The sequence below is a fragment of the Acidovorax sp. 99 genome (assembly GCF_003096455.1).
GTDB classification, from domain to species: domain Bacteria; phylum Pseudomonadota; class Gammaproteobacteria; order Burkholderiales; family Burkholderiaceae_C; genus Acidovorax; species Acidovorax delafieldii.
On the sequence record NZ_QEKU01000001.1, the window covers coordinates 1506819 to 1526172 of the forward strand.

At 67.0% G+C, this 19354-nt stretch carries 20 protein-coding genes; 12 read left to right on the top strand and 8 right to left on the bottom strand.

All coding sequences use genetic code 11. From position 1 onward, the window contains the following. The first annotated feature begins 47 nt into the window (after positions 1-47). The 3 genes from C8C95_RS07025 to C8C95_RS07040 all read left to right on the top strand — a co-directional run bounded on the left by C8C95_RS07025 (position 48) and on the right by C8C95_RS07040 (position 2399). The gene (locus C8C95_RS07025; protein ID WP_243415647.1) at positions 48-401 is read left to right on the top strand and encodes a hypothetical protein; all 354 of its coding nucleotides are present in this window, start codon (positions 48-50) and stop codon (positions 399-401) included. Next, on the top strand, positions 398-1633 hold the full coding sequence (locus tag C8C95_RS07030) for a phospholipase A (RefSeq protein ID WP_116748103.1): 1236 nt from the start codon (positions 398-400) through the stop codon (positions 1631-1633). Before C8C95_RS07025 ends, C8C95_RS07030 begins: the two co-directional genes overlap by 4 nt. A gap of 376 nt (positions 1634-2009) precedes the next feature. After that, positions 2010-2399, top strand: coding sequence for a hypothetical protein (locus tag C8C95_RS07040; RefSeq protein WP_008903515.1), 390 nt, complete (start codon positions 2010-2012; stop codon positions 2397-2399). Between the two features lie 85 nt (positions 2400-2484). Here the strand turns inward: C8C95_RS07040 and C8C95_RS07045 are convergent, their stop codons facing one another. Next, positions 2485-2964 carry a universal stress protein gene (locus tag C8C95_RS07045; RefSeq protein ID WP_116750173.1) on the bottom strand — a complete coding sequence of 160 codons (480 nt, stop codon included), beginning with the start codon at positions 2962-2964 and terminating at the stop codon, positions 2485-2487. A gap of 123 nt (positions 2965-3087) precedes the next feature. On the opposite strand from C8C95_RS07045, the gene tgt reads away from it, so the two are divergent. From tgt to C8C95_RS07065, 4 genes are all read left to right on the top strand, one after another. Next, a complete protein-coding gene (gene tgt, locus C8C95_RS07050; protein WP_116750174.1) occupies positions 3088-4260 on the top strand; it encodes a tRNA guanosine(34) transglycosylase Tgt in 1173 nt (390 codons plus the stop codon). Between the two features lie 192 nt (positions 4261-4452). After that, positions 4453-4851, top strand: a complete 399-nt coding sequence (locus C8C95_RS07055) for a hypothetical protein (RefSeq protein WP_056065528.1) — start codon at positions 4453-4455, stop codon at positions 4849-4851. A gap of 60 nt (positions 4852-4911) precedes the next feature. Next, positions 4912-5490, top strand: coding sequence for a PAS and helix-turn-helix domain-containing protein (locus C8C95_RS07060; RefSeq protein ID WP_116748104.1), 579 nt, complete (start codon positions 4912-4914; stop codon positions 5488-5490). 50 nt (positions 5491-5540) lie between these two features. Next, positions 5541-6950 (top strand): GGDEF domain-containing protein, encoded by a 1410-nt coding sequence (locus tag C8C95_RS07065; RefSeq protein ID WP_116748105.1) that lies wholly within the window; start codon positions 5541-5543, stop codon positions 6948-6950. A gap of 28 nt (positions 6951-6978) precedes the next feature. Here the strand turns inward: C8C95_RS07065 and C8C95_RS07070 are convergent, their stop codons facing one another. The 4 genes from C8C95_RS07070 to C8C95_RS07085 form a co-directional block, all read right to left on the bottom strand. Further along, positions 6979-8031 carry a zinc ribbon domain-containing protein gene (locus tag C8C95_RS07070; protein WP_116748106.1) on the bottom strand — a complete coding sequence of 351 codons (1053 nt, stop codon included), beginning with the start codon at positions 8029-8031 and terminating at the stop codon, positions 6979-6981. A gap of 119 nt (positions 8032-8150) precedes the next feature. Further along, positions 8151-8945, bottom strand: a complete 795-nt coding sequence (locus tag C8C95_RS07075) for a DUF2145 domain-containing protein (protein WP_165836575.1) — start codon at positions 8943-8945, stop codon at positions 8151-8153. 71 nt (positions 8946-9016) lie between these two features. Next, entirely contained in the window at positions 9017-9502 is a 486-nt protein-coding gene (locus C8C95_RS07080; protein WP_207780580.1) for a hypothetical protein, read from the bottom strand. A 131-nt stretch (positions 9503-9633) separates the two neighbouring features. Further along, on the bottom strand, positions 9634-10122 hold the full coding sequence (locus C8C95_RS07085; protein ID WP_116748108.1) for a YiaA/YiaB family inner membrane protein: 489 nt from the start codon (positions 10120-10122) through the stop codon (positions 9634-9636). Positions 10123-10415: 293 nt separating this feature from the next. On the opposite strand from C8C95_RS07085, the gene C8C95_RS07090 reads away from it, so the two are divergent. Together C8C95_RS07090 and C8C95_RS07095 are read left to right on the top strand one after the other, a co-directional pair. Then, complete coding sequence (locus C8C95_RS07090; RefSeq protein WP_116748109.1) at positions 10416-11597, top strand: saccharopine dehydrogenase NADP-binding domain-containing protein; 1182 nt, start codon at positions 10416-10418, stop codon at positions 11595-11597. 97 nt (positions 11598-11694) lie between these two features. Further along, on the top strand, positions 11695-12609 hold the full coding sequence (locus C8C95_RS07095; RefSeq protein ID WP_116748110.1) for an EamA family transporter: 915 nt from the start codon (positions 11695-11697) through the stop codon (positions 12607-12609). Between the two features lie 22 nt (positions 12610-12631). On the opposite strand, the gene C8C95_RS07100 is transcribed toward C8C95_RS07095, so the two are convergent. Beyond that, positions 12632-13147, bottom strand: coding sequence for an Lrp/AsnC family transcriptional regulator (locus C8C95_RS07100; protein ID WP_116748111.1), 516 nt, complete (start codon positions 13145-13147; stop codon positions 12632-12634). 162 nt (positions 13148-13309) lie between these two features. Between C8C95_RS07100 and C8C95_RS07105 the strand changes: the two genes are divergently transcribed. Then, the gene (locus C8C95_RS07105) at positions 13310-14326 is read left to right on the top strand and encodes a 1-aminocyclopropane-1-carboxylate deaminase (protein ID WP_116750176.1); all 1017 of its coding nucleotides are present in this window, start codon (positions 13310-13312) and stop codon (positions 14324-14326) included. Between the two features lie 122 nt (positions 14327-14448). Continuing rightward, the gene (locus tag C8C95_RS07110; protein WP_116748112.1) at positions 14449-15447 is read left to right on the top strand and encodes a tripartite tricarboxylate transporter substrate binding protein; all 999 of its coding nucleotides are present in this window, start codon (positions 14449-14451) and stop codon (positions 15445-15447) included. Between the two features lie 36 nt (positions 15448-15483). Here the strand turns inward: C8C95_RS07110 and C8C95_RS07115 are convergent, their stop codons facing one another. Together C8C95_RS07115 and C8C95_RS07120 are read right to left on the bottom strand one after the other, a co-directional pair. Next, on the bottom strand, positions 15484-17424 hold the full coding sequence (locus C8C95_RS07115; RefSeq protein WP_116748113.1) for an MFS transporter: 1941 nt from the start codon (positions 17422-17424) through the stop codon (positions 15484-15486). A 55-nt stretch (positions 17425-17479) separates the two neighbouring features. Continuing rightward, positions 17480-18367 carry a hypothetical protein gene (locus tag C8C95_RS07120; protein ID WP_243415648.1) on the bottom strand — a complete coding sequence of 296 codons (888 nt, stop codon included), beginning with the start codon at positions 18365-18367 and terminating at the stop codon, positions 17480-17482. A 132-nt stretch (positions 18368-18499) separates the two neighbouring features. Between C8C95_RS07120 and C8C95_RS07125 the strand changes: the two genes are divergently transcribed. Next, entirely contained in the window at positions 18500-19231 is a 732-nt protein-coding gene (locus C8C95_RS07125) for a helix-turn-helix transcriptional regulator (RefSeq protein WP_056065456.1), read from the top strand. The last annotated feature ends 123 nt before the right edge of the window (positions 19232-19354 follow it).

Below are 19354 nucleotides of genomic sequence, written 5' to 3' on the forward strand. Positions count from 1 at the left end.
GCCAAAAAGGCCCACAATCCACCGCGGCATGCCCGACGGCGGCAGACATGGACCACCAACACCTGCAGGGCCAGTGGCGCGCCGAGCTGCAGGCCCCTGCGCCGGGGGACCAGCCCACCACGGCCACGCTGCAACTGGGCCCGCACCCCGAGCTGGCACAGAGCGTGCGTGGCACCGTGGTGCGCGGCAGCACCACGGCCCAGGTCAGTGGTGACGTCGATGGCGGCGACCTGACCCTGGAAGAATCGATCAACGGCACCAACATCAGCGCCACCTGGACAGGCCAGGTGGTCGATGGAAGTTGCGGCAAGGAAATACGCGGAACATGGAACAACGCCCACCCCACCCCCACCACGCCGTCGGCACCGTTTGTGCTGCGCAAACAGGCGGCCTGGCAATGAGCGCCGTAACGCGCGTGCCCGCTGCGCCCCATCGGCACCGCTCGCTGGCCCTGCTGCTGGCGGCCGCCCTGGCCCCGGCCGGCGCGGCGCTGGCGCAATCAGCCCCTGCCGCAGCCACCGGCGCCGCAACAGGGACCGACGCCGCCCTGCGCCGCTGCACCGCCCTGTCCAGCGACAACCAGGCGCGCCTGGCCTGCTTTGATGCCTGGGCGGCCGAGCAGGCGCAGGCAGCTCCTGCGGGTGGGCAGGCGTGGCAAGCCCCAGCAGCATCGGCCAACGCCAGCGGAGCAACGTCTTCGTCGGCCGTGCCACCCCCGGTGGACGCCACGCTGCCCGCCACGCGCATCATCGACGTGGCGCGCACTGAAGGCTGCCGCGACCCGCAGTACAGCGACCTCTCCCGCTTCTGGGAGCTGGAGACGGGCACCGACTGCGGCACGTTCAGCTTCCGCGGCTACCGCCCGATCACGGTGTCGGTGGTGGCATCGAGCAGCGTGAACCGCCAGCCCACGTCGGATGCCGACGGCAACTCGGCCACCGACTCCACGCCGTACCGCCGCACTGAAAACCGCATCCAGCTGTCCGTGCGTACCAAGATCGCCCAGGGCATGCTGACCCAGGGCCACCCCACGCTCAAGGACTCGCTGTGGTTTGGCTACACGCAGCAGTCGTACTGGCAGCTGTTCACGCCCGAGATCTCGCGCCCCTTCCGCGCCACCGACCACGAGCCCGAGCTGATGTACGTGTACCCCACCACGGCGCAGCTGCCGTTTGGCTGGAAGTGGCGCTACAGCGGCATCGGCCTGGTGCACCAGTCCAACGGCCAGAGCAAACCCCTGTCGCGCAGCTGGAACCGCGCGTACCTGATGACCGGCATCGAGCTGGACAACCGCTTCAGCGTGAACGCCCGTATCTGGAAGCGCATCCCCGAAAGCGCGGGCAGCGACGACAACCCGGGCATCAGCGACTACATCGGCCGGGGCGAGTTGTCGCTGCTGTGGAACGTGAATAAGGACAACACCCTGGGCGCCACCGTGCGCCACACGCTGGCCAGCAGCGACCGGGGCTCGGTGCGCGTGGAGTGGCTGCAGGCCCTGGGCACCGGCCTGTTCGGCAGCAAGAGCAACCTGCGCCTGCACACCTCGCTGTTCAGCGGCTATGGCGACAGCATGATCGACTACAACCGCAAGCGCACGGTGTTCAGCGTGGGGTTGAGTCTGGTGGATTTTTAGCAGAGACATCCCCCTGAGGCGCTGCGCGCCTTCCCCCCGCTCTCACATCGCAACGCGATGTGGGCAGGGGGACGCAGCCTTCGCTGCGGGGCGGCCCTGGCTTGGCTGCCCGCGCCTGGGGCCGCGCCAGTTGCATACGCCTTGGACCAAGCACCAGCCAGCAGTAGCCCAAGGCGGGGCGAAGGCCCTCACAACTCGTTACGACATCGTCCTCAAGTTTCTCCGGATGACGCCGACGCGCGGCCACAATGGCACGCGCACAGAAACCGGCTTGGCCCCCGGTGAGAGGCGTTCAAAAAGAGCCCCTTTCCCACCGTTTTACCTGCCATTGCCTGCAGCGTGCCCCTCGACAATGCCGACAAAGAGGAACACACCCATGGACATGCAATACCAGCTCAAGGCAGGCAGCTATTACCTGTATGACATGCGCGAGGCGCCCAGCGCCGTCACGGGTGAACGCCGCTTCAAGCTCAAGACCGACACCGTGGCCATTGCGTTCGACAAACACACGGGCGAGGTGCACCAGCATGGCAGCCCCACGCGCATCCAGTCGTGGGCCAACAACACGCGTCGCCGTCTGCGCGCTGCCGGGGCGCAGGACGTGGCCAACGACATCGTGGTGGTGTCGGGCCCGCTGCCCGTGGATGAACTCAACAAATGCCTGTGGGTGCGCGGCTATGTACGCCGCATGTTCTCGCGCCTGGCCACCCTGCCCCATGGCAAGCTGCAGCGCCCGGCGGCCGAGCCGTTCCGCAAGGCGGCCTGAGCCCGACGCCTTTTCATCCCGTTCACCCCTCAGGGCCGCGCACAGCGGCCCCGGTCGTTTTGGGGGGCCGAAACGCTTCAGGGCCTCAGACCTCGGCGTCCTCGGCCACGTCGCTGTCCGCGCCCTCCAGCACCTCGGCGTGTTTGACGATGGTCACCGGCACGGGGCTGGCATGCGCCACCTCGTGCGACACGGAACCCAGCAGCGCACTGGTGATGGCGCCCTGGCCCTTGGCGCCGATGATGACCATGTCGCACCCCGAGCGCTCGATCATGTCCACCAGCGTGTGCGCCACATCGCCCACCCCCACATCGGTTTCGTAGACCACCCCGGCGGCATCGAGCAACGCGCGGGCAGGTGCCATCAGGTGCTCGCCCGCCTCCAGGCTGGCGGCGGCGATCAGGTCGGGGTCGCGCGTGGTGACCAGCTCGTACAGCGTGGCGGGCTCCTGCACATTGGCCAGCACCATGGTGGCCTGCAGGCCCTGGCGCACCAGGGTCAGCGCGTGGTGCACGCCGTCCAGGGAGAGTTCAGAGCCATCCACTGCGATGAGGATCTTGAGCATGGTGTTCTCCTTGAGTGAGTCAGTGAAGACCAGTGTAGCCACGCCATCGCCCAGCGCCAGCCTATGCCCTTGCGCCATGTCAGGCAGGGCGCTTTCAGCCTGTCTGGGACAATGCGGCCCATCATGCTGCAGTTCGAACTCCTCAAAACCGACCCCTCCAGCCACGCGCGCCGTGGCCAGCTCACGCTCAACCATGGCGTGGTGCAGACCCCCATCTTCATGCCCGTGGGCACCTATGGCACCGTCAAGGGCGTGATGCCGCGCAGCCTGCACGACATGGGCGCGCAGATCATCCTGGGCAACACCTTCCACCTGTGGATGCGCCCGGGCCTCGATGTGATGCAGAGCTTTGGCGGCCTGCACGGCTTTGAAAAATGGGACAAGCCCATCCTCACCGACTCGGGCGGTTTCCAGGTCTGGAGCCTGGGCGCAATGCGCAAGATCACCGAAGAAGGCGTGACCTTTGCCAGCCCCGTCAACGGCGACAAGCTCTTCATGTCGCCCGAGGTGAGCATGCAGATCCAGACCACGCTCAACTCCGACATCGTGATGCAGCTCGATGAGTGCACGCCGTACGAAACCAAGGGGCACAAGACCACCGAGGCCGAGGCGCGCAAGAGCATGGAGATGAGCCTGCGCTGGGCCAAACGCAGCCAGGACGAGTTCCACCGCCTGAACAACCCCAACGCGCTCTTCGGCATCGTGCAGGGCGGCATGTTCAAGAACCTGCGCCAGGAGTCGCTGGAACGCCTGGTCGAGATGGACTTCCCCGGCTATGCCGTGGGCGGCGTGAGCGTGGGCGAGCCCAAGGACGAGATGCTGGACATCATGGCCCACACGCCCCACCGCCTGCCCGCGCACAAGCCGCGCTACCTGATGGGCGTGGGCACGCCCGAGGACCTGGTGCAGGGCGTGGCCGACGGCGTGGACATGTTCGACTGCGTGATGCCCACCCGCAACGCGCGCAACGGCACCATGTTCACACGCTTTGGCGACCTGAAGATCCGCAACGCCCGCCACAAGGCCGACCACAAGCCCATGGACACCAGCTGCACCTGCTACGCCTGCGCGGGCAGCTCGGGAGTGTCGTGGGACGACGGCGGGCGCGAAGGCTTCTCACGTGCCTACCTGCACCACCTGGACCGCTGCGGCGAGATGCTGGGCCCCATGCTCACCACTGTGCACAACCTGCACTACTACCTGAACCTGATGCGCGAGGTGCGCGAGTCGCTGGAGGCCGGTACCTTTGCCCAGTTCCGCGCGCAGTTCAAGGCCGACCGGGCGCGCGGGGTGTGAGCGGCAGATTCGCTCTCCGCCAGATTGCTATTTTTTTCATAGCATGTCAGGCATGATCCACTAGCGCATCGGGCCAAAATCATTCCAAAACTCCTGCGCCATCTGCTGCACTGGCCTCTGCGGGCCCTCACGGGCCTGGGCAGCGGCCTGCTCGCCCTGCTGATCCTGTTCGAGGAATGGGGGTGGGAGCCATTGCAGCGCCTGCTGGCGCGCATCGGCCGCTGGCCGGGCCTGCGCTGGGTGGAGGGCTGGGTACGCTCCCTGCCACCCTGGGCGGCGGTGGCCCTGTTTGCGCTGCCCACGGCGCTATTGCTGCCCATCAAGCTGCTGGCGCTCTGGGCCATCGGGCGCGGGCATGTGGTGCTGGGCATGCTGGTGATCGTGCTGGCCAAGGTGGTGGGCACGGCGGTGGTGGCGCGGCTGTTCACCCTCACGCAACCTGCGCTGATGCAACTGCGCTGGTTTGCCTGGACCCACGCGCACTGGATGCAGCTCAAGCACGCCGTGCTGGAGCGTGCCCGCGCGTCGTGGGCCTGGCGCGTGGCGCGGGTGATCCAGCGGCAGTGGAAGAAGCGGTGGCGTCAGCGCTGATCGATCGGCCCCGCCAAGGTGGCCCGCTCAGCCTGGCGGGGCTGCTGCAAAATCCGCCCCATGACCATGGTCCCACCCGCATCATTGCCCCCTCTGAATGAAGCGCTGGAACTGGCCTTCAACCTGGCCCCTGTCGGCATGTGCGTGACGCGCGAGCGCTGCATCGAGATCTGCAACGACGCCTTTGCCCGCATGTTTGGTTATGAACAGGCCGAGCTGCTGGACCAGCCGCTGGCGCCGCTGTATCCGTCGCTGGACGAATTCACCCACACCGGCAACCTGGGCCTGCCCGCCATGATGGACACCGGTAGCTACAGCGACGAGCGCGTCATGCGCCGCCGCGACGGCACCCTGTTCTGGTGCCACGTGGTGGGCCGGGCGCTGGACCGCGCCCAACCATTTGCGCGGGCGGTGTGGATGTTTGAAGACATCTCGCACCGCCGCGTGGTCAGCACGCCGCTCACGGTGCGCGAGCGCGAGGTGGCGCAGCACATCGTGACCGGCGCCACCAGCAAGCAAATTGCCCGTCACCTGAACATCAGCCACCGCACGGTGGAAGCCCACCGGGGGCGGCTGATGCGCAAGCTGGGCGCCACCAGCACCGGCGAATTGGTGGCCCTGCTGCTGGGCATGCCCTGACAGCGGGGACAATCGGGGCCCACACGCCCCTGCACGCATCCGCTGCCCACATGCCGCCCACCCTGCCCCGCCTTTTTGCCCCTGCCCGGACCGTCCCACCGCCCGTGGCCTGGGCAGGCCTGGCGCTGTTGATCTTCACCGCCTGCCTGGTGGGCATCTTTGCGCGTCCCATCGGCTTTTTGTCGGCGTTCTGGCCTGCCAATGCACTGCTGCTGGGGCTGCTGGTGCGCTACCCCCATCTGGCACGGCCACCCGCCTGGGTGGCGGCGGCAGTGGGCTATGTAGCGGCCGACCTGGCTACCGGCAGTGCCTGGGGCATGGCCCTGTGGCTCAACGCCGCCAACCTGCTGGGCGCCACCGCCGGCTGGCTGGTGCTGCGGGGGCTGGACGAGCCCATCCTGCGGCTGCAGCGCACCGTGGCGGCGCTGTACCTGCTGCTGGCAGCGCTGGTTGCCAGCGCAGTGGGTGCGCTGGCAGGCTGCGGCGCGGCACCGGTGTATTTCGACTCCCCGTGGACGGACCTGCTGTCGCTGTGGTTCAGCACCGAGCTGATGAACTACATGCTCATCGTGCCCGTGGTGCTGGCCGCTCCGCGCGCGGCAGATCCCCCCTCGCACACCCAGGACCCCCCCCTGTTCTGGCGCGTCGCACCCGTCAGTTCTCTGGTGCTGGCCGAGGGCATCCGCACGCTCATCGGCGGGCCCGGCATGCTGGCTTTTGTGGTGCCAGGGCTGCTGTGGTGTGCGCTGAGCTACAGCGCCTTCACCTCCAGCCTGCTGTCGCTGGTGGTGTGCCTGTGGACCATGGCGGGCGTGGCCACCGGCGTGCTCAACTTCACCCCGGCCCATGCGGGCGATGTGTTCTCTCTGCGCGTGGGCGTCACGCTCCTGGCCCTGGGGCCTCTGGCCGTGGCCTGCGCCAGCGCGGCACGCGCCGAGGCCCTGCGCCGCCTGCACCATGCCGTGCGCCACGACGACCTGACGGGCGTGCTGGCACGCCGCGCGCTGCTCAAACAGGGCGATCGTCTGCTGGAGCGCTACCAGCGCGAATCCACCGGGCTAGCGGTGATGATGGTGGACGTGGACCACTTCAAGCAGGTCAACGACCAGCACGGACACGGCGCGGGCGACCGGCTGCTGGTCAGCATTGCCCAGACCATGCTGCGCGCGCTGCGTGCCGACGACGTGCTGGGCCGCATGGGGGGTGAAGAGTTTGCCGCCGTGCTGCCCGGCGTGTCCCCCACCGAGGCCCAGGCCATTGCAGAAAGGGTGCGCAGCGCCGTGGAGCGGCAGGCGCTGGATGCGACGCAGGGCGGCCCCCAGCGGGCCACCGTCAGCATCGGCCTGGTGCACAGCGCCACTCTGGGCGCGGATGCCGACATGGACACCCTGCTGCTGGCCGCTGACACGGCCCTGTACCGCGCAAAGGCCGAGGGGCGCAACCGGGTGATGGTGGGCTAGGCCCGCGTGGGCCGCAGCGCGGCCTGCCTCACTCTTGCGCCAGTTTCACGCCCGCCCCGGTGCCGCAGGCATGGCAGAACCGCGCAAACGCGCTCTTGCGGGTGCTGCAGTGGCCGCAGTGGTCGAACAGGCCGATGCCGCAGTGCGGACAAAAATCGATCTTCTCGTTTTTCAGGTCCACGGGCCGTTCGCAGCCGGGGCACACGCTCTTGGCCAGGCGGGCCAGAGCCACGTCGTAGCTCAGTTCCTTGCGGCGCTCCTGGTCGGGCAAGGCCTCGGCCAGCTTCTGGCGCTCCAGATAGCGATTGAGCGCCTGGATGGCGTAGCGCCCTACCACAGCCGTCACGGCAATGCCCACCACGTAGCGCACGTAGCCGCCGTAGCTCGGCAGGTAGGGCACCAGCTCCACAAAGAAGGCAAACAGCGCAAAGAAGATGAAGCCCCACACGAACGGCCAGTAGGTGCTCTTGCGCTTCTTGACGAACAGCCAGCCGGCAGCGGCCAACAGCGGCAGCGTGAGGGCCAGGCGGTACAGGAACACGCGCAGCTCGACCTTGCGGCGCTCGGCCCCGAGCTTCACGTAGCCGTCGGACTCCATCTGATTGAGCTGCTCCTGCCGGGCGGCCGCCGCCTGGCGGGCATCAAGGGCGGCCTGCTGCTGCGTCTCCACCGCCTGCTGGGCCTTGCGCTCCACCAGTTTCAGGGCGTCGAGCGCCTGGGTGCGCGCGATCACCTCGGGGTCCTGGTCGGCCCGCTGCGTGGCGCTGCGCGTGGACAGCCAGTTGTTGAAGCTCTCTCGCTCGGCCTGCACCTCGCTGCGCACCTTGCTGCGCTGCAGCTGGGCCTGCTCCAGCGCGGTCTGCGCGTCCTGCTCGGCCTGGCGTGCTGTTTTGACCTCGGCGCGCAGCTTGTCGGCTGCGGTTTTGTCCAGAAAGTCGTCCACCCGCAGCGGGGTTTCAACCTTGGGCAGATCGCCCACGATGGTGCCACCCAGCCCGATGAGGAAACTGGCAAACACCAGCGCCACCAGCCACAGGCCACGGCGGAACCATTTCTCGGACAGTCTCAGGGACTTGCTCATGTTCTTCTCCTCGGTGGCGCCGGGCGCCGGGGTTGGGTGCACCCTGCAGTGCACCGGAAAATGCTCTTCTTTTTATAGCTACCAGCGCATATATTGATTGCGCCTTCAGGCATTTTGATTCAATTTTTGATCACCAGCACCACGGGGGCGGCTGCCAGCTGCGTACGCTGCATCCAGGCCAGGACTGAGTCGACGGTCACGGTCTCGATGCGGTCCGAGAACCGCTTTTCGTTCGGATGGTCGTCAAACGCAATGTTGGCCGACCCCACCCGCCCGCCCATGCGCGTGAGCGGGCCCAGCCTGAGCGTGGTGGGCTCGTAGCCCTTGAACTGCAGCCAGGCCTGCGCCTGGTCGCGCGAGCGCACGGTGCTGGGCTCCATGGCCATCGCCAGGGTCTCCAGCGCCCACTGATTGGACTGCTGGTATTTGCGACCCCACGCGTAGCTGACCATGCTGTAGGGCGGGTGCTGCAGCGCCTTGGTGCGGCCCTTATCCTGCAACACGGCCAGCAGGCGCTGCTGCACCTCGGGCGTGGGCACGGCGTACACGGCCTCATAGCGCCACAGGTCGTCCAGAAAGAATTCGCCCAGGCCCTGGCGGTACAGGTGGCCCACCGCCGTGCCACATTCGTTGAGCTTGTGCGCCACGCGCCACGGGCCTTCGGCCGTCTTGTAGGCCCAGCCAAAATGCGAATAGCGCAGGCCGTACTTGGAGAGGTCCTGCCCCGCACGGGCCAGCGCCACCACCTGCACGCCCGACTTGGCGTGCTCGGCATCCAGCGCTACCGAGGTCTGCTCGGCCAGCTTCATGCCGCGCTCGATCACCTGCGGGGGCACGGGCTTGCGGGATTCGCACGAGCGGCCCGCGTGGGCCGGGGTGGCTGCCAGCAGCGCGACCCCTGCGAAGAACACCATGCCCACCACGGCAGGGATGCGCTGCGCGGGGTCGCGGCCAAGGTTCAGGGCTTTCACCATCGTGCTGCTCCTCACAGCCGCTCGTTGTGCAACAAAGCGCGGCCGATGGCATTGGGCACAAAAGCAATCGCCTCGCCTGCCGCCGACAGGATCACGCCCGTGCCGATCACGCTGCAGGTGACCACGGTGCCCACGGCATAGGCCGAGCCCACCACGCCGCGGCCGACCACCTCCACACTGACCTGGGCGCCATCCGAGGCGCGCTCCAGCAAGTACACCGTGCCCACGGCCGAAGCTTCCACCGCCCGCACCGTCAGCACCGCGCCGCCCACCGACAGCGCCGCCGGCACCGTCACCACCGCACCGGCGGCCGCCGAGGCCACCGACGCTGTGCCCACCACCGAGGCCACCGGCAACATCGACAGCGCGGCAGAAGCCTCGCTCTGCGCCCGGGCCGGTGCAGCGGCCACCAGGGCTGCACACACCACACCGGCCGCCAGCAGGGCGCGGGGCAGGCGCGCCGCAGAGCCCCACGAAGAAAACATGGCATTCATCATCATTCACTCCTCAGGGTACGGCCCGCCCACACACCCAGGTGCGGGACAGACCGGGTCGAAAGACCAGAAAGAACCAGAAAGAAATTCATCCACAACGGCGGCTGGTTGCCGCCTGCGCATACCGTTTGCGATCAGTTCGCGCTGTGGTTCTGGGCGGCTGCCTGGGCAGCTTCGCGGCGGCCTTGCAGGCGGGCTTCCATCAGATCGGCTTCGTGGCGATCGCGCAGCATCTTGGCCAGCGTGAAGGCGGTGGTGATCAGGTACAGCCAACTGACGCCCAGGAACGCCTTGTAAGTCCCATTGATGTCCATGCTCATCAGGCCCCAACCCGTGAGGCCCATGGCCACCGCAAAGCCGCCCCACACCACCAGCTTCCACATAGGGGTGTCGCCACCGCCACGGCGCGAGGCGCTTTCGTTGTCCCGCACAAACTTGGCCAGCACAAACGCGGCCGAGAGGCAGAACACGTAGCCCATCACCATGAACGCCTGCTCCAGTTGCTCGCCCGGCAGCCATGCCAGGCCCACGGCGCACAGAAAAACCGCGATGCCGAACGAGACCCACACCTGCAGCTGCCAGGCCTTGGTGTCACGCTGAACAACGATGGGAGAAGAAGACATTGCTGTGGTGCCCGGAGGGCGTTGGTTGAACACGGAACGAATGGTGCCCAGACGTAACTTGCGTGTCTGCATTGAACCGTAACAGTGGCCACCTGCAGGCCAACCGGTATCGTTTTGCGATACTTTTTCTCAGAAAATGGGGAGCAAGCCGTTGTTCAGGCCCTACGCGCCCCTCGCCACGCACCTGCGCGACAGAGGCAGCAGGCACGGCCACAGAGAATGGCGGCCTCTCCGGGCAAGGCAGCTTCTGCCTGCCCCCGGACCTTGTACTTTTGACGGACGGAGCCCCCACCATGACCAAACCTTTTGACCTCGTCGTCCACGGCGCCACCGGCTTCACCGGCCGCCTGGTGGTCGAGTACCTGCTGCAACGCTACCCCGCCGGCAGCGGCCTGCGCTGGGCCATGGGGGGCCGCAATGCCGACAAACTCGCCGCCGTGCGCGACGAAGTGGGCGCCCCCGCCGACACCCCACTGGTCGTGACCGACACCAGCGACCCCGCCAGCCTGCAGGCGCTGATGGACGCCACGCGCCTGGTGCTGACCACCGTAGGCCCCTACCAGCTGTATGGCAACGAACTGGTGGCCGCCTGCGCCAAGGCCGGGGTGGACTATGTGGACCTGTGCGGCGAGCCCGCCTGGATGCGCCAGATGATCGACGCGCATGAAGCCGCCGCCAAAGCCAGCGGCGCGCGCATCGTGTTCTCGTGCGGGTTCGACTCGATCCCGTTCGACCTGGGCGTGTTCCTGCTGCAAAAGGAATTCCGCCACCGCTTCGGCCACCCGGCCCCGCGCGTGCGCGGCCGGGTGCGCAAGATGAAGGGCACTTTCTCGGGCGGCACCGCCGCCAGCCTCAAGGCCACCATGGCGGCCGCTGCCACCCAGCCCGGTGTGCTGGACCTGCTGAAAAACCCCTTCTCGCTCACCCCCGGGTTTGAAGGCCCGCGCCAGCCTTCGGGCAACAAGCCCATGGTGGACGAGGCTTTGGGTGATGGCGTCTGGGTGGCCCCGTTCGTGATGGCCGCCATCAACACACGCAATGTGCACCGCTCCAACTTCCTGCTGCAGCACGCCTACGGCACGGATTTTGTCTACGACGAAATGCTCATTACCGGCCCCGGCGAAAAGGGCGAGGCCATCGCCAACGCGGTGGCGGGCGACAAGTCGCTGGGTTCGGACCAAGGCCCCAAGCCGGGCGAAGGCCCTTCGCGCGAGGAACGCGAGAACGGCTTTTATGACGTGCTGTTTTTGGGCACCGACGCCGCAGGCAACACCCTGCGCGTGGGCGTGAAGGGCGACCGTGACCCGGGCTATGGGTCCACCTCCAAGATGATCACCGAAGCGGCCGTGTGCCTGCTGCAGGAAGCCACGGAAACGCCTGGCGGCATCTGGACCACCGCTCCGGCGATGGGCGACCGGCTCATCGCGCGGCTGCAAGCGAATGCGGGGCTGAGCTTCGCGGTCGAGTCGACATAACGCCCTCTGAACTTCTTCACGGTCTGGTCCGTTTTTGCACCTTGCCCGTCCTGAAACGACCGGCTGGCGGCCTCCCCGATCCCAGAGAATACAGGGCATGAACACTTCCCTGCGCCCCCGCGACCTCGCCCTGGCCCTGCTCGTCATCGTGGTCTGGGGCCTCAACTTTGCTGTCATCAAAGTGGGGGTGGCCGGGGTGCCGCCCCTGCTGCTGGGCGCGCTGCGCTACCTGCTCGCAGCCTTCCCCGCACTGCTGTTCGTCAAGCCTCCCAAGGTGCCCCTGCGGCTGTACCTGCTGTACGGCATGACCATGGCCGTGGGCCAGTTTGCGCTGCTGTTCACCGCCATCCACATCGGCATGCCCTCGGGCCTGGCCTCGCTGGTGCTGCAGTCGCAGTCGTTCTTCACCCTGCTGCTGGCCGCGTGGTGGCTGCGCGAAAAATGGCATGGCAACCAGGTGGCAGGCCTCGCGCTGGCGGGCTGCGGGCTGGTGCTGATCGGCAGCGCGCATGGCGCCTCCATGCCCCTGGCAGGCTTTGCGCTGACCGTGGCGGCAGCCGCCATGTGGGGCTGCGGCAATATCGTCACCCGCGCTGTGGGGCGGTATGGGCCGATGAACCAGTTTGCCTTCATCGTCTGGTCCAGCGTAGTGGCGCCGCTGCCTTTTGTGGCGCTGTCGCTGTGGCTGGACGGGCCCGCCACGGTGTGGGCGGCCGTGCAGCACCTGTCCTTCCAATCGATGGCCGCCGTCGCTTACATCGCATGGATATCGACGCTGCTGGGCTTCGGGCTGTGGACCTATCTGATGTCGCGTTACCCCGTGAACCGCGTTGCGCCCTTCACGCTGCTGGTTCCGGTGGTAGGCCTGACCACGGGCTGGGTGGCGTTTGGCGAGCAGTTGCTGCCCGTGCACTTTGCGGGCGCCGGGCTCTTGATGGCGGGGCTGGTGGTCAACGTGTTTGGCGGCCCGGCCTGGGCGGCCATGATGGGACGGCTGCGCGGCGCCCAGTAAGCGGTCGGTCGGACGCAGGCCGCTACATCGCCAGCGGCAATTCGGTGGTCGAGAGCACGTTGCGCAGCACCATGAACGAGCGGACCTGCCGCACCCCCGGCAGGTAGAGCAGCTGCTCGGCATGCAGGCGGTTGAAACTGTCGTTGTCGCGCGTGCGCACCAGCATGAAGTAGTCGAACTCGCCGGTGACCACATGGCATTCCATGCAGCCGGATACCTTGGCCGCTGCCTTTTCAAACTCGGCAAACGACTCGGGCGTGGAGCGGTCCAGCACCACCCCAATCATCACCAGCATGCCCGCACCCACCGCCTGGGGGTTGAGCAGCGCCACCACCTTATCGATGAGTCCCAGACGCCTGAGGCGCTCCACCCGGCGCAGGCAGGCGGGAGGGCTCAGATGCACCTTCTCGGCCAGTGCCACGTTGGAGAGCGACGCATCACGCTGCAGCTGACGCAGGATGGCTTTGTCGGTGCGGTCCAGCTCGGCCGAGACATCAGCCAGCGGCGCATTCTTGGGACGAACTTTTGTTGCGCTCATAGGTCACCCAGAGAAATATTTACCGCTCATATTCTGATCCATTAACCTTAAACACTGAAATTTTGGAAAATTTTGCAACCACTTGACGCGCGTGTTTTTCTACGATGAAGGCACTGCAAGCCCCCCCGCTTGCGCCTCCTCTTCATCGACCGGAACACCGCCATGAACCTGCAAAAATTTGCCCGCCACCCGCTCACCTTCGGCCCCTCTCCCATCACGGCGCTGCCGCGCCTGTCGGCCCACCTCGGCGGCAAGGTGCACCTGTACGCCAAGCGCGAGGACTGCAACTCGGGCCTCGCCTTCGGCGGCAACAAGACGCGCAAGCTCGAATACCTGATCCCCGAGGCCATCGCAGGCGGCTACGACACGCTGGTCTCCATCGGCGGCATCCAGTCCAACCAGACGCGCCAGGTGGCCGCCGTGGCTGCACACCTGGGTATGAAGTGTGTGTTGGTGCAAGAGAACTGGGTCAACTACTCCGACGCTGTGTACGACCGCGTGGGCAACATCGAGATGAGCCGCATCATGGGCGCCGACGTACGCCTGGACGCAGCGGGCTTTGACATCGGCATCCGCCCCAGCTGGGAGCAGGCCATGGAAGACGTGAAGAAGGCCGGTGGCAAGCCCTTCCCCATCCCCGCAGGCTGCTCCGAGCATCCGTACGGTGGCCTGGGCTTTGTGGGCTTTGCCGAGGAGGTGCGCCAGCAAGAAAAAGAGCTGGGCTTTCAGTTCGACTACATCGTCGTGTGCTCGGTCACGGGCAGCACGCAGGCGGGCATGGTGGTGGGCTTTGCGGCCGACGGCCGGGCGCGCAAGGTGATCGGCATCGACGCCTCGGCCAAGCCCGAAAAGACCCATGCCCAGGTGCTGCGCATCGCGCAGAACACCGCCAAGCTGGTGGAGCTGGGCCAGGAGATCACGGCCGAGGACGTGATCCTGGATACTCGCTACGGCGGCCCCGAATACGGCCTGCCCAACGAAGGCACGCTCGAAGCCATCCGCCTGTGCGCGCGTCAGGAGGGCATGCTGACCGACCCGGTGTACGAAGGCAAGTCTATGCACGGAATGATCGACATGGTGCGCAAGGGCGAATTCCCCGAAGGCTCCCGCGTGCTCTATGCGCACCTGGGAGGGGTGCCGGCGTTGAACGCCTACAGCTTTCTTTTTCGCAACGGCTGATGCATCCACGGAGCAGCAACGGCTGGCGCAGCTGGCCGGGCTGTCGTTGATCTGAGCGCCTGTTCGAAAGTGCCCTGGCCGCAAGGCGGGGCCCACCCGCTTCCCCGTCCCAAGGAGTCCCCATGAAGTGCTTGCAGCTTGTCAGTCGGCGTAGCGTGATCCTCGTGGCGGCAGCCGCCGCGGGGCTGGGACTCGGCACGTGGCGGCTCGCCCATGCCGACGGTTATCCCGCCAAGCCGGTGCAGTTGGTCGTGCCCTTTCCGCCGGGGGGCGCCGTGGACATCGTGGGCCGCACCATCAGCAAGAAGCTGGGCGACCGCCTGGGCCAGCCCATCGTGGTCGAGAACAAGGCGGGCGCGGGCACCGTGGTCGGTGCGGCGTATGTGGCCAATGCGCCTGCCGATGGCTACACGCTGCTGATCAGCTCCGGCTCCACCTTCACCGTAAACCCCGCGCTGAACGCCAAGCTGCCCTACGACCCCGTCAAAAGCTACGAACCCGTCGGCCTCGTCGCCCGTGTGCCCCTGATTCTGCTGGCCCACCGCGATGTGCCGGTCAACAACCTCCGGCAGCTGATCGCTGCCGTTCAGCGCACGCCCGACAAGTTCTCCTACGGCTCGTTTGGCAACGGCACCACGGGGCATTTCGCAGCCGAGCTGACCTGGTCGGCCGCGGGCATCAAGCTGATGCACGTGCCTTACCGGGGCAGCGCCCCCGCCATGGCAGACCTGATGGGCGGGCAGATTCCCTTCACCATCGACACCGTGGCGGCAGCGCTGCCACAGCTCAAGGCAGGCAAGATCAAGGCCATCGCCGTCACGGGCGCCACGCGGGCCATGCAGCTGCCCGACGTGCCCACGGTGGCAGAAAGTGGCTTCCCGGGGTTCTCGGCCGATTCCTGGCTGGCCGTGGTCGCGCCGCGCGGCCTGCCCGCCGAGGCGAAGGCCAAATTGCACAAGGCCCTGGCCGAGACCCTGGCGGACGCCGAAATCCGCAGCAAGCTCATCGCCGCAGGGCTGGAGCCGTCTTACGCCACGGGCGATGCCGTGCTGGCGCAGATCGAGGACGAGCTGCCACGCATGCGCGCCATTGCCCAGCGCGCGCAAATTCGGGCGGACTGAACCCGCCCAGCCACGGGCGGCTTGCACTCTTGGCGGTCAGGCCGCCAGCAGCTTCTGCACCCGCTCGCGCAGCAGTGTGGGCTGCACCTCGGTCGATGCCACGGCAGAGCCCACATTCAGCCCCACGCGGCTGTAGAACCCCCTGCGGAACGGCCGCACCATGGCGCCGCCCTTTTCAATGCGGCTGAAGTACGAGCCCCACAGGTTGGTCAGCGCCATGGGGATCACCGGGGCCTCGACACCCTCGGCCTTCGCCCGTTCGATGATCTTCATGATGCCGCCCTTGAACTCCTGCAACTGCCCGTCCTTGGTGATGCCCCCCTCAGGAAAGATGGCCAGCAGATCGCCTTCGCGCAACACCTGGGCCGCGCGGTCGAACGCCGCTTCATAGGTCTTCGGGTCTTCCTTGTACGGCGCAATCGGGATCGCCTTGGCCAGGCGGAACAGCCAGCCCAGCACGGGCACGCGGAAGATGCGGTGGTCCATGACGAAATAGATGGGGCGCGGGCTGGCCGCCATGAGCAGCACCGCATCCACAAAGCTCACGTGGTTGCACGCCAGGATGGCCGCGCCGGTGGACGGCAGGTTCTCGTCGCCTTGCACCTTGAAGCGGTACACGAACCGCGAAGACACCCAGGCGACGAAGCGCAGCAGGTACTCGGGCACCAGCATGAAGATATAGAACGCCACCACGGCGTTGGCCAGGCCGGTGAACAGGAAAATCTGCGGCACCGTGAAACCCGCACCCAACAAGGCGCCTGCGATGAGCGAGCTGCCGATCATGAACAGCGCGTTCAGGATGTTGTTGGCCGCGATGATGCGCGCACGGTGCGTGGGCTGGCTGCGCATCTGGATCAGCGCGTACATGGGCACGCTGTACAAGCCCGCAAACAGGCTGAGCAGCGCCAGGTCAAGCATCACGCGCCAGTGGGCGCCCTGGGCCATGAAGGCGGCCAGGCCCATGATCTCGGACGGTGGCAGGCTGCGGGACGCGAAATACAGGTCGATGGAGAACACGCTCATGCCGATGGCGCCCAGTGGCACGAGGCCGATCTCGACATGGCGGCGCGACAGCACCTCGCACAGCAGCGAGCCCACACCAATGCCGATGGAGAACACCACCAGCAGCAGCGAAGCCACCTGCTCGTTGCCATGCAGCACGTTCTTGGCAAGGCTGGGGAACTGGCTCAGAAACACCGCGCCAAAGAACCACATCCAGCTGATGCCCAGCAGCGAGCGGAACACCACGATGTTCTCGTGTGCCAGCTTGAGGTTGCGCCAGGTTTCGGTGAAGGGATTCCAGTTGATGGTAAGCCCCGGGTCGGTGGCCGGCACCGAGGGAATGAACTGCGCCACCGCGCGTCCCGCCAGGGCCGCCACCACACAGGCCACGGCCACGGTGGTGTGGCCGATGCCGGGCAACGCCACCAGCAAACCACCGGCCACATTGCCCAGCAAGATGGCCACAAACGTGCCCATCTCGACCATGCCATTGCCGCCCGTCAGCTCCCGCTCGTTGAGCACCTGGGGCATGTAGGCAAACTTGACCGGGCCAAACAGCGTGGAGTGCACGCCCATCAAGAAGGTGCACAGCAGCAGGATGGGGATATTGCCCGCAATGAAACCCACGGCCGCCACCAGCATGATGGCGATCTCCAGGTTCTTCACGAAGCGGATCATCTTCGTCTTGTCGTACTTGTCGGTCAGCTGGCCCGACGTGGCCGAGAACAGCAAGAACGGCAGGATGAACAGGGCGCCGATCACCAGCCCCGCCATGGCCGGCGGCAGCCAGTCCACACTGAGCTGGTAGGTCACCATCACCGTGAAGGCGAACTTGAAGAGGTTGTCGTTGGCCGCACCCGAAAACTGCGTCCAGAAGAAGGGTGCAAACCGCCGCTGACGTAGCAGGGCAAACTGGTTCGGGTCCTCGTGCGTGGGTGCGGGGGCCACGCTGGTGGAGGCGGTGTCGGGGCTCATGCGTTTCTCCTCGTTTCCGATGGGTTGGCTTGTTGGAATTTTCCGGACCTGCGCTTCATGCGCCGGATCTGCGGGCGACACCCACGGCGTGGGCGCCATTCTGCCCGGACGGCATGACCCGCGGCATCACCGCCGCGTCACTGTGGCGCAAAGCCACCAGCGACCCCAGTGCCGTCAGCACCGGCCAGGCCGCGCCCGCCGCCAGCACATGCTTGAGGCTGTGGCCTGACACCCATCCGCCCGTGGCCTCGAACACCGAGTGGTCTGCCGCCTCCAGCAGCTTGGCCAGGGCGTACAGCACCACCACCACGCCCAGGTTCAGCGCCAGTCCGCCGACGCGGCGTGGCAGGCATGCCAGCACCAGCACCACCAGCAGGCCACCCAGTTGCACCACGGCCCACGGCAGCAGGTTGCCGGTGTGCGCCCACGCCCACACGGCCAGTGGCCCCGCCAGCAGCACGGCGCCTGCAGCGGCCACGCCCGCCCGCGCGCTCACCCGGCTGGCCGCCGCCAGGCCCAGCAGCCCCGCAAAGGGCAGCACCATGCCCAGGCGGTCCCACAGCAGGCCGGTGTCCTGCGGTTGCCAGTGGTACAGCGTCGAGCCTGCGGCGGTGCACAGCAGCCCGCCAAAGAACAGCGCGGCCAGCGCACGGGAGGTGGCGTCCAGCGTGGCCGGCGGCACACGGCGCAGCACCCACCAACCCCATGCACCCGCGAAGGCAAAGGCCAGGTTGCTCAACACGTCCAGCGCACAGGGAATGCCCCACAGCGTGCGCTGGTCGGCAAAGTCATGCTGGTGCGCACTGGCAGGCAGCACCGGGCCGAACAGCGCCAGGGCGAGCAGCGCGGCCGCGCCCAGCAGCAAGCCGGTTTCGGCACCCGACAGTCGCGACAGCCTTGCCAGGCCGCGCGCACGAAGGGGAGTCACAGAGGAAGAAGACATCACACACACCGTAGAAAGTGAACGATGCCGCGCAGTGTGGGCAGCGGCCGCATCGGCCGCCTCAAAAAGTCGCGCAAGGGGCTACCCACGCACCTTCGGGTATTGATAATCGATACCCAGGAGCCCCAACCTATGAGCACGACCGCCGACCTCGTCACCGCCCTGAAAAAAGAACTCAAGACCGCGCAGATGACCTACGCCGACCTGGCGCAGGCGCTGGGCATGGCCGAGTCCAGCGTCAAGCGCATGCTGGCCAAGGGCGACATGCCGCTGTCGCGCATCGACGCCATCTGCCGCGCGCTGGCGCTGGACTTTGCCGACCTGGCGCGGCGCGTGGCCGACGAGCAGCCCTTGCTGAAAGAGCTGACCCACGAGCAGGAAAAAGCCGTGGTGGCGGACAAGAAGCTGCTGCTGATGGCAATTTGTGTACTGAGCCAGTGGACGCTGGAGCAGGTGACCGGCTACTACCGCCTGACGGACGCCGAAGGCATCAAGTACCTGGCGCAGCTGGACCGCATCGGCATCATCGAGCTGCGGCCGCTCAACCGCTACCGCCTCAAGCTGGCCAAGACCTTCCGCTGGCGCCCGCACGGCCCGGTGATGAACTACTTCCGCGACCATGCGCTGCTGGACTACTTTGCGGGCGGCTTTGACGGACTGGGCGAAGGCGTGCTGCTGGTGCACGGCAACATCAGCCGCAGCCTGGCGCCCGCCTTCATGGAGCGCATGCAGCGCGTGGCGCAGGACTTTGCCCAGCAGCACCTGGCCGACCAGAAGCTGCCCGACCGCGAGCGCGAGGGCTACACCCTGCTGCTGGCCATGCGCAGCTGGGAGTTCGAGGCGTTTGCCAGCATGCGGCGGTAAGCGTCCCGTCGATTTCGCGGGCCCCTGCAAGCGGCAGCCGTCGCTGCCAGCCCACTTCTGCCCCTGGTTGAGCGCAGCGGCCGCCTCACAGGTGCGGGGACTGGCCGCAGTGCCATGAACCAG

Coding starts and splice junctions, on each gene's coding strand:
- tgt (WP_116750174.1), top strand. CDS start 3,088: ATGCTGCAGTTCGAACTCCTCAAAACCGACCCCTCCAGCCACGCGCGC.
- C8C95_RS07095 (WP_116748110.1), top strand. CDS start 11,695: ATGAACACTTCCCTGCGCCCCCGCGACCTCGCCCTGGCCCTGCTCGTC.
- C8C95_RS07075 (WP_165836575.1), bottom strand. CDS start 8,945: ATGGTGTTCTTCGCAGGGGTCGCGCTGCTGGCAGCCACCCCGGCCCAC.
- C8C95_RS07025 (WP_243415647.1), top strand. CDS start 48: ATGGACCACCAACACCTGCAGGGCCAGTGGCGCGCCGAGCTGCAGGCC.
- C8C95_RS07110 (WP_116748112.1), top strand. CDS start 14,449: ATGAAGTGCTTGCAGCTTGTCAGTCGGCGTAGCGTGATCCTCGTGGCG.
- C8C95_RS07065 (WP_116748105.1), top strand. CDS start 5,541: ATGCCGCCCACCCTGCCCCGCCTTTTTGCCCCTGCCCGGACCGTCCCA.
- C8C95_RS07115 (WP_116748113.1), bottom strand. CDS start 17,424: ATGAGCCCCGACACCGCCTCCACCAGCGTGGCCCCCGCACCCACGCAC.
- C8C95_RS07100 (WP_116748111.1), bottom strand. CDS start 13,147: ATGAGCGCAACAAAAGTTCGTCCCAAGAATGCGCCGCTGGCTGATGTC.
- C8C95_RS07060 (WP_116748104.1), top strand. CDS start 4,912: ATGACCATGGTCCCACCCGCATCATTGCCCCCTCTGAATGAAGCGCTG.
- C8C95_RS07105 (WP_116750176.1), top strand. CDS start 13,310: ATGAACCTGCAAAAATTTGCCCGCCACCCGCTCACCTTCGGCCCCTCT.
- C8C95_RS07120 (WP_243415648.1), bottom strand. CDS start 18,367: ATGTCTTCTTCCTCTGTGACTCCCCTTCGTGCGCGCGGCCTGGCAAGG.
- C8C95_RS07090 (WP_116748109.1), top strand. CDS start 10,416: ATGACCAAACCTTTTGACCTCGTCGTCCACGGCGCCACCGGCTTCACC.
- C8C95_RS07040 (WP_008903515.1), top strand. CDS start 2,010: ATGGACATGCAATACCAGCTCAAGGCAGGCAGCTATTACCTGTATGAC.
- C8C95_RS07070 (WP_116748106.1), bottom strand. CDS start 8,031: ATGAGCAAGTCCCTGAGACTGTCCGAGAAATGGTTCCGCCGTGGCCTG.
- C8C95_RS07030 (WP_116748103.1), top strand. CDS start 398: ATGAGCGCCGTAACGCGCGTGCCCGCTGCGCCCCATCGGCACCGCTCG.
- C8C95_RS07080 (WP_207780580.1), bottom strand. CDS start 9,502: ATGATGAATGCCATGTTTTCTTCGTGGGGCTCTGCGGCGCGCCTGCCC.
- C8C95_RS07085 (WP_116748108.1), bottom strand. CDS start 10,122: ATGTCTTCTTCTCCCATCGTTGTTCAGCGTGACACCAAGGCCTGGCAG.
- C8C95_RS07045 (WP_116750173.1), bottom strand. CDS start 2,964: ATGCTCAAGATCCTCATCGCAGTGGATGGCTCTGAACTCTCCCTGGAC.
- C8C95_RS07125 (WP_056065456.1), top strand. CDS start 18,500: ATGAGCACGACCGCCGACCTCGTCACCGCCCTGAAAAAAGAACTCAAG.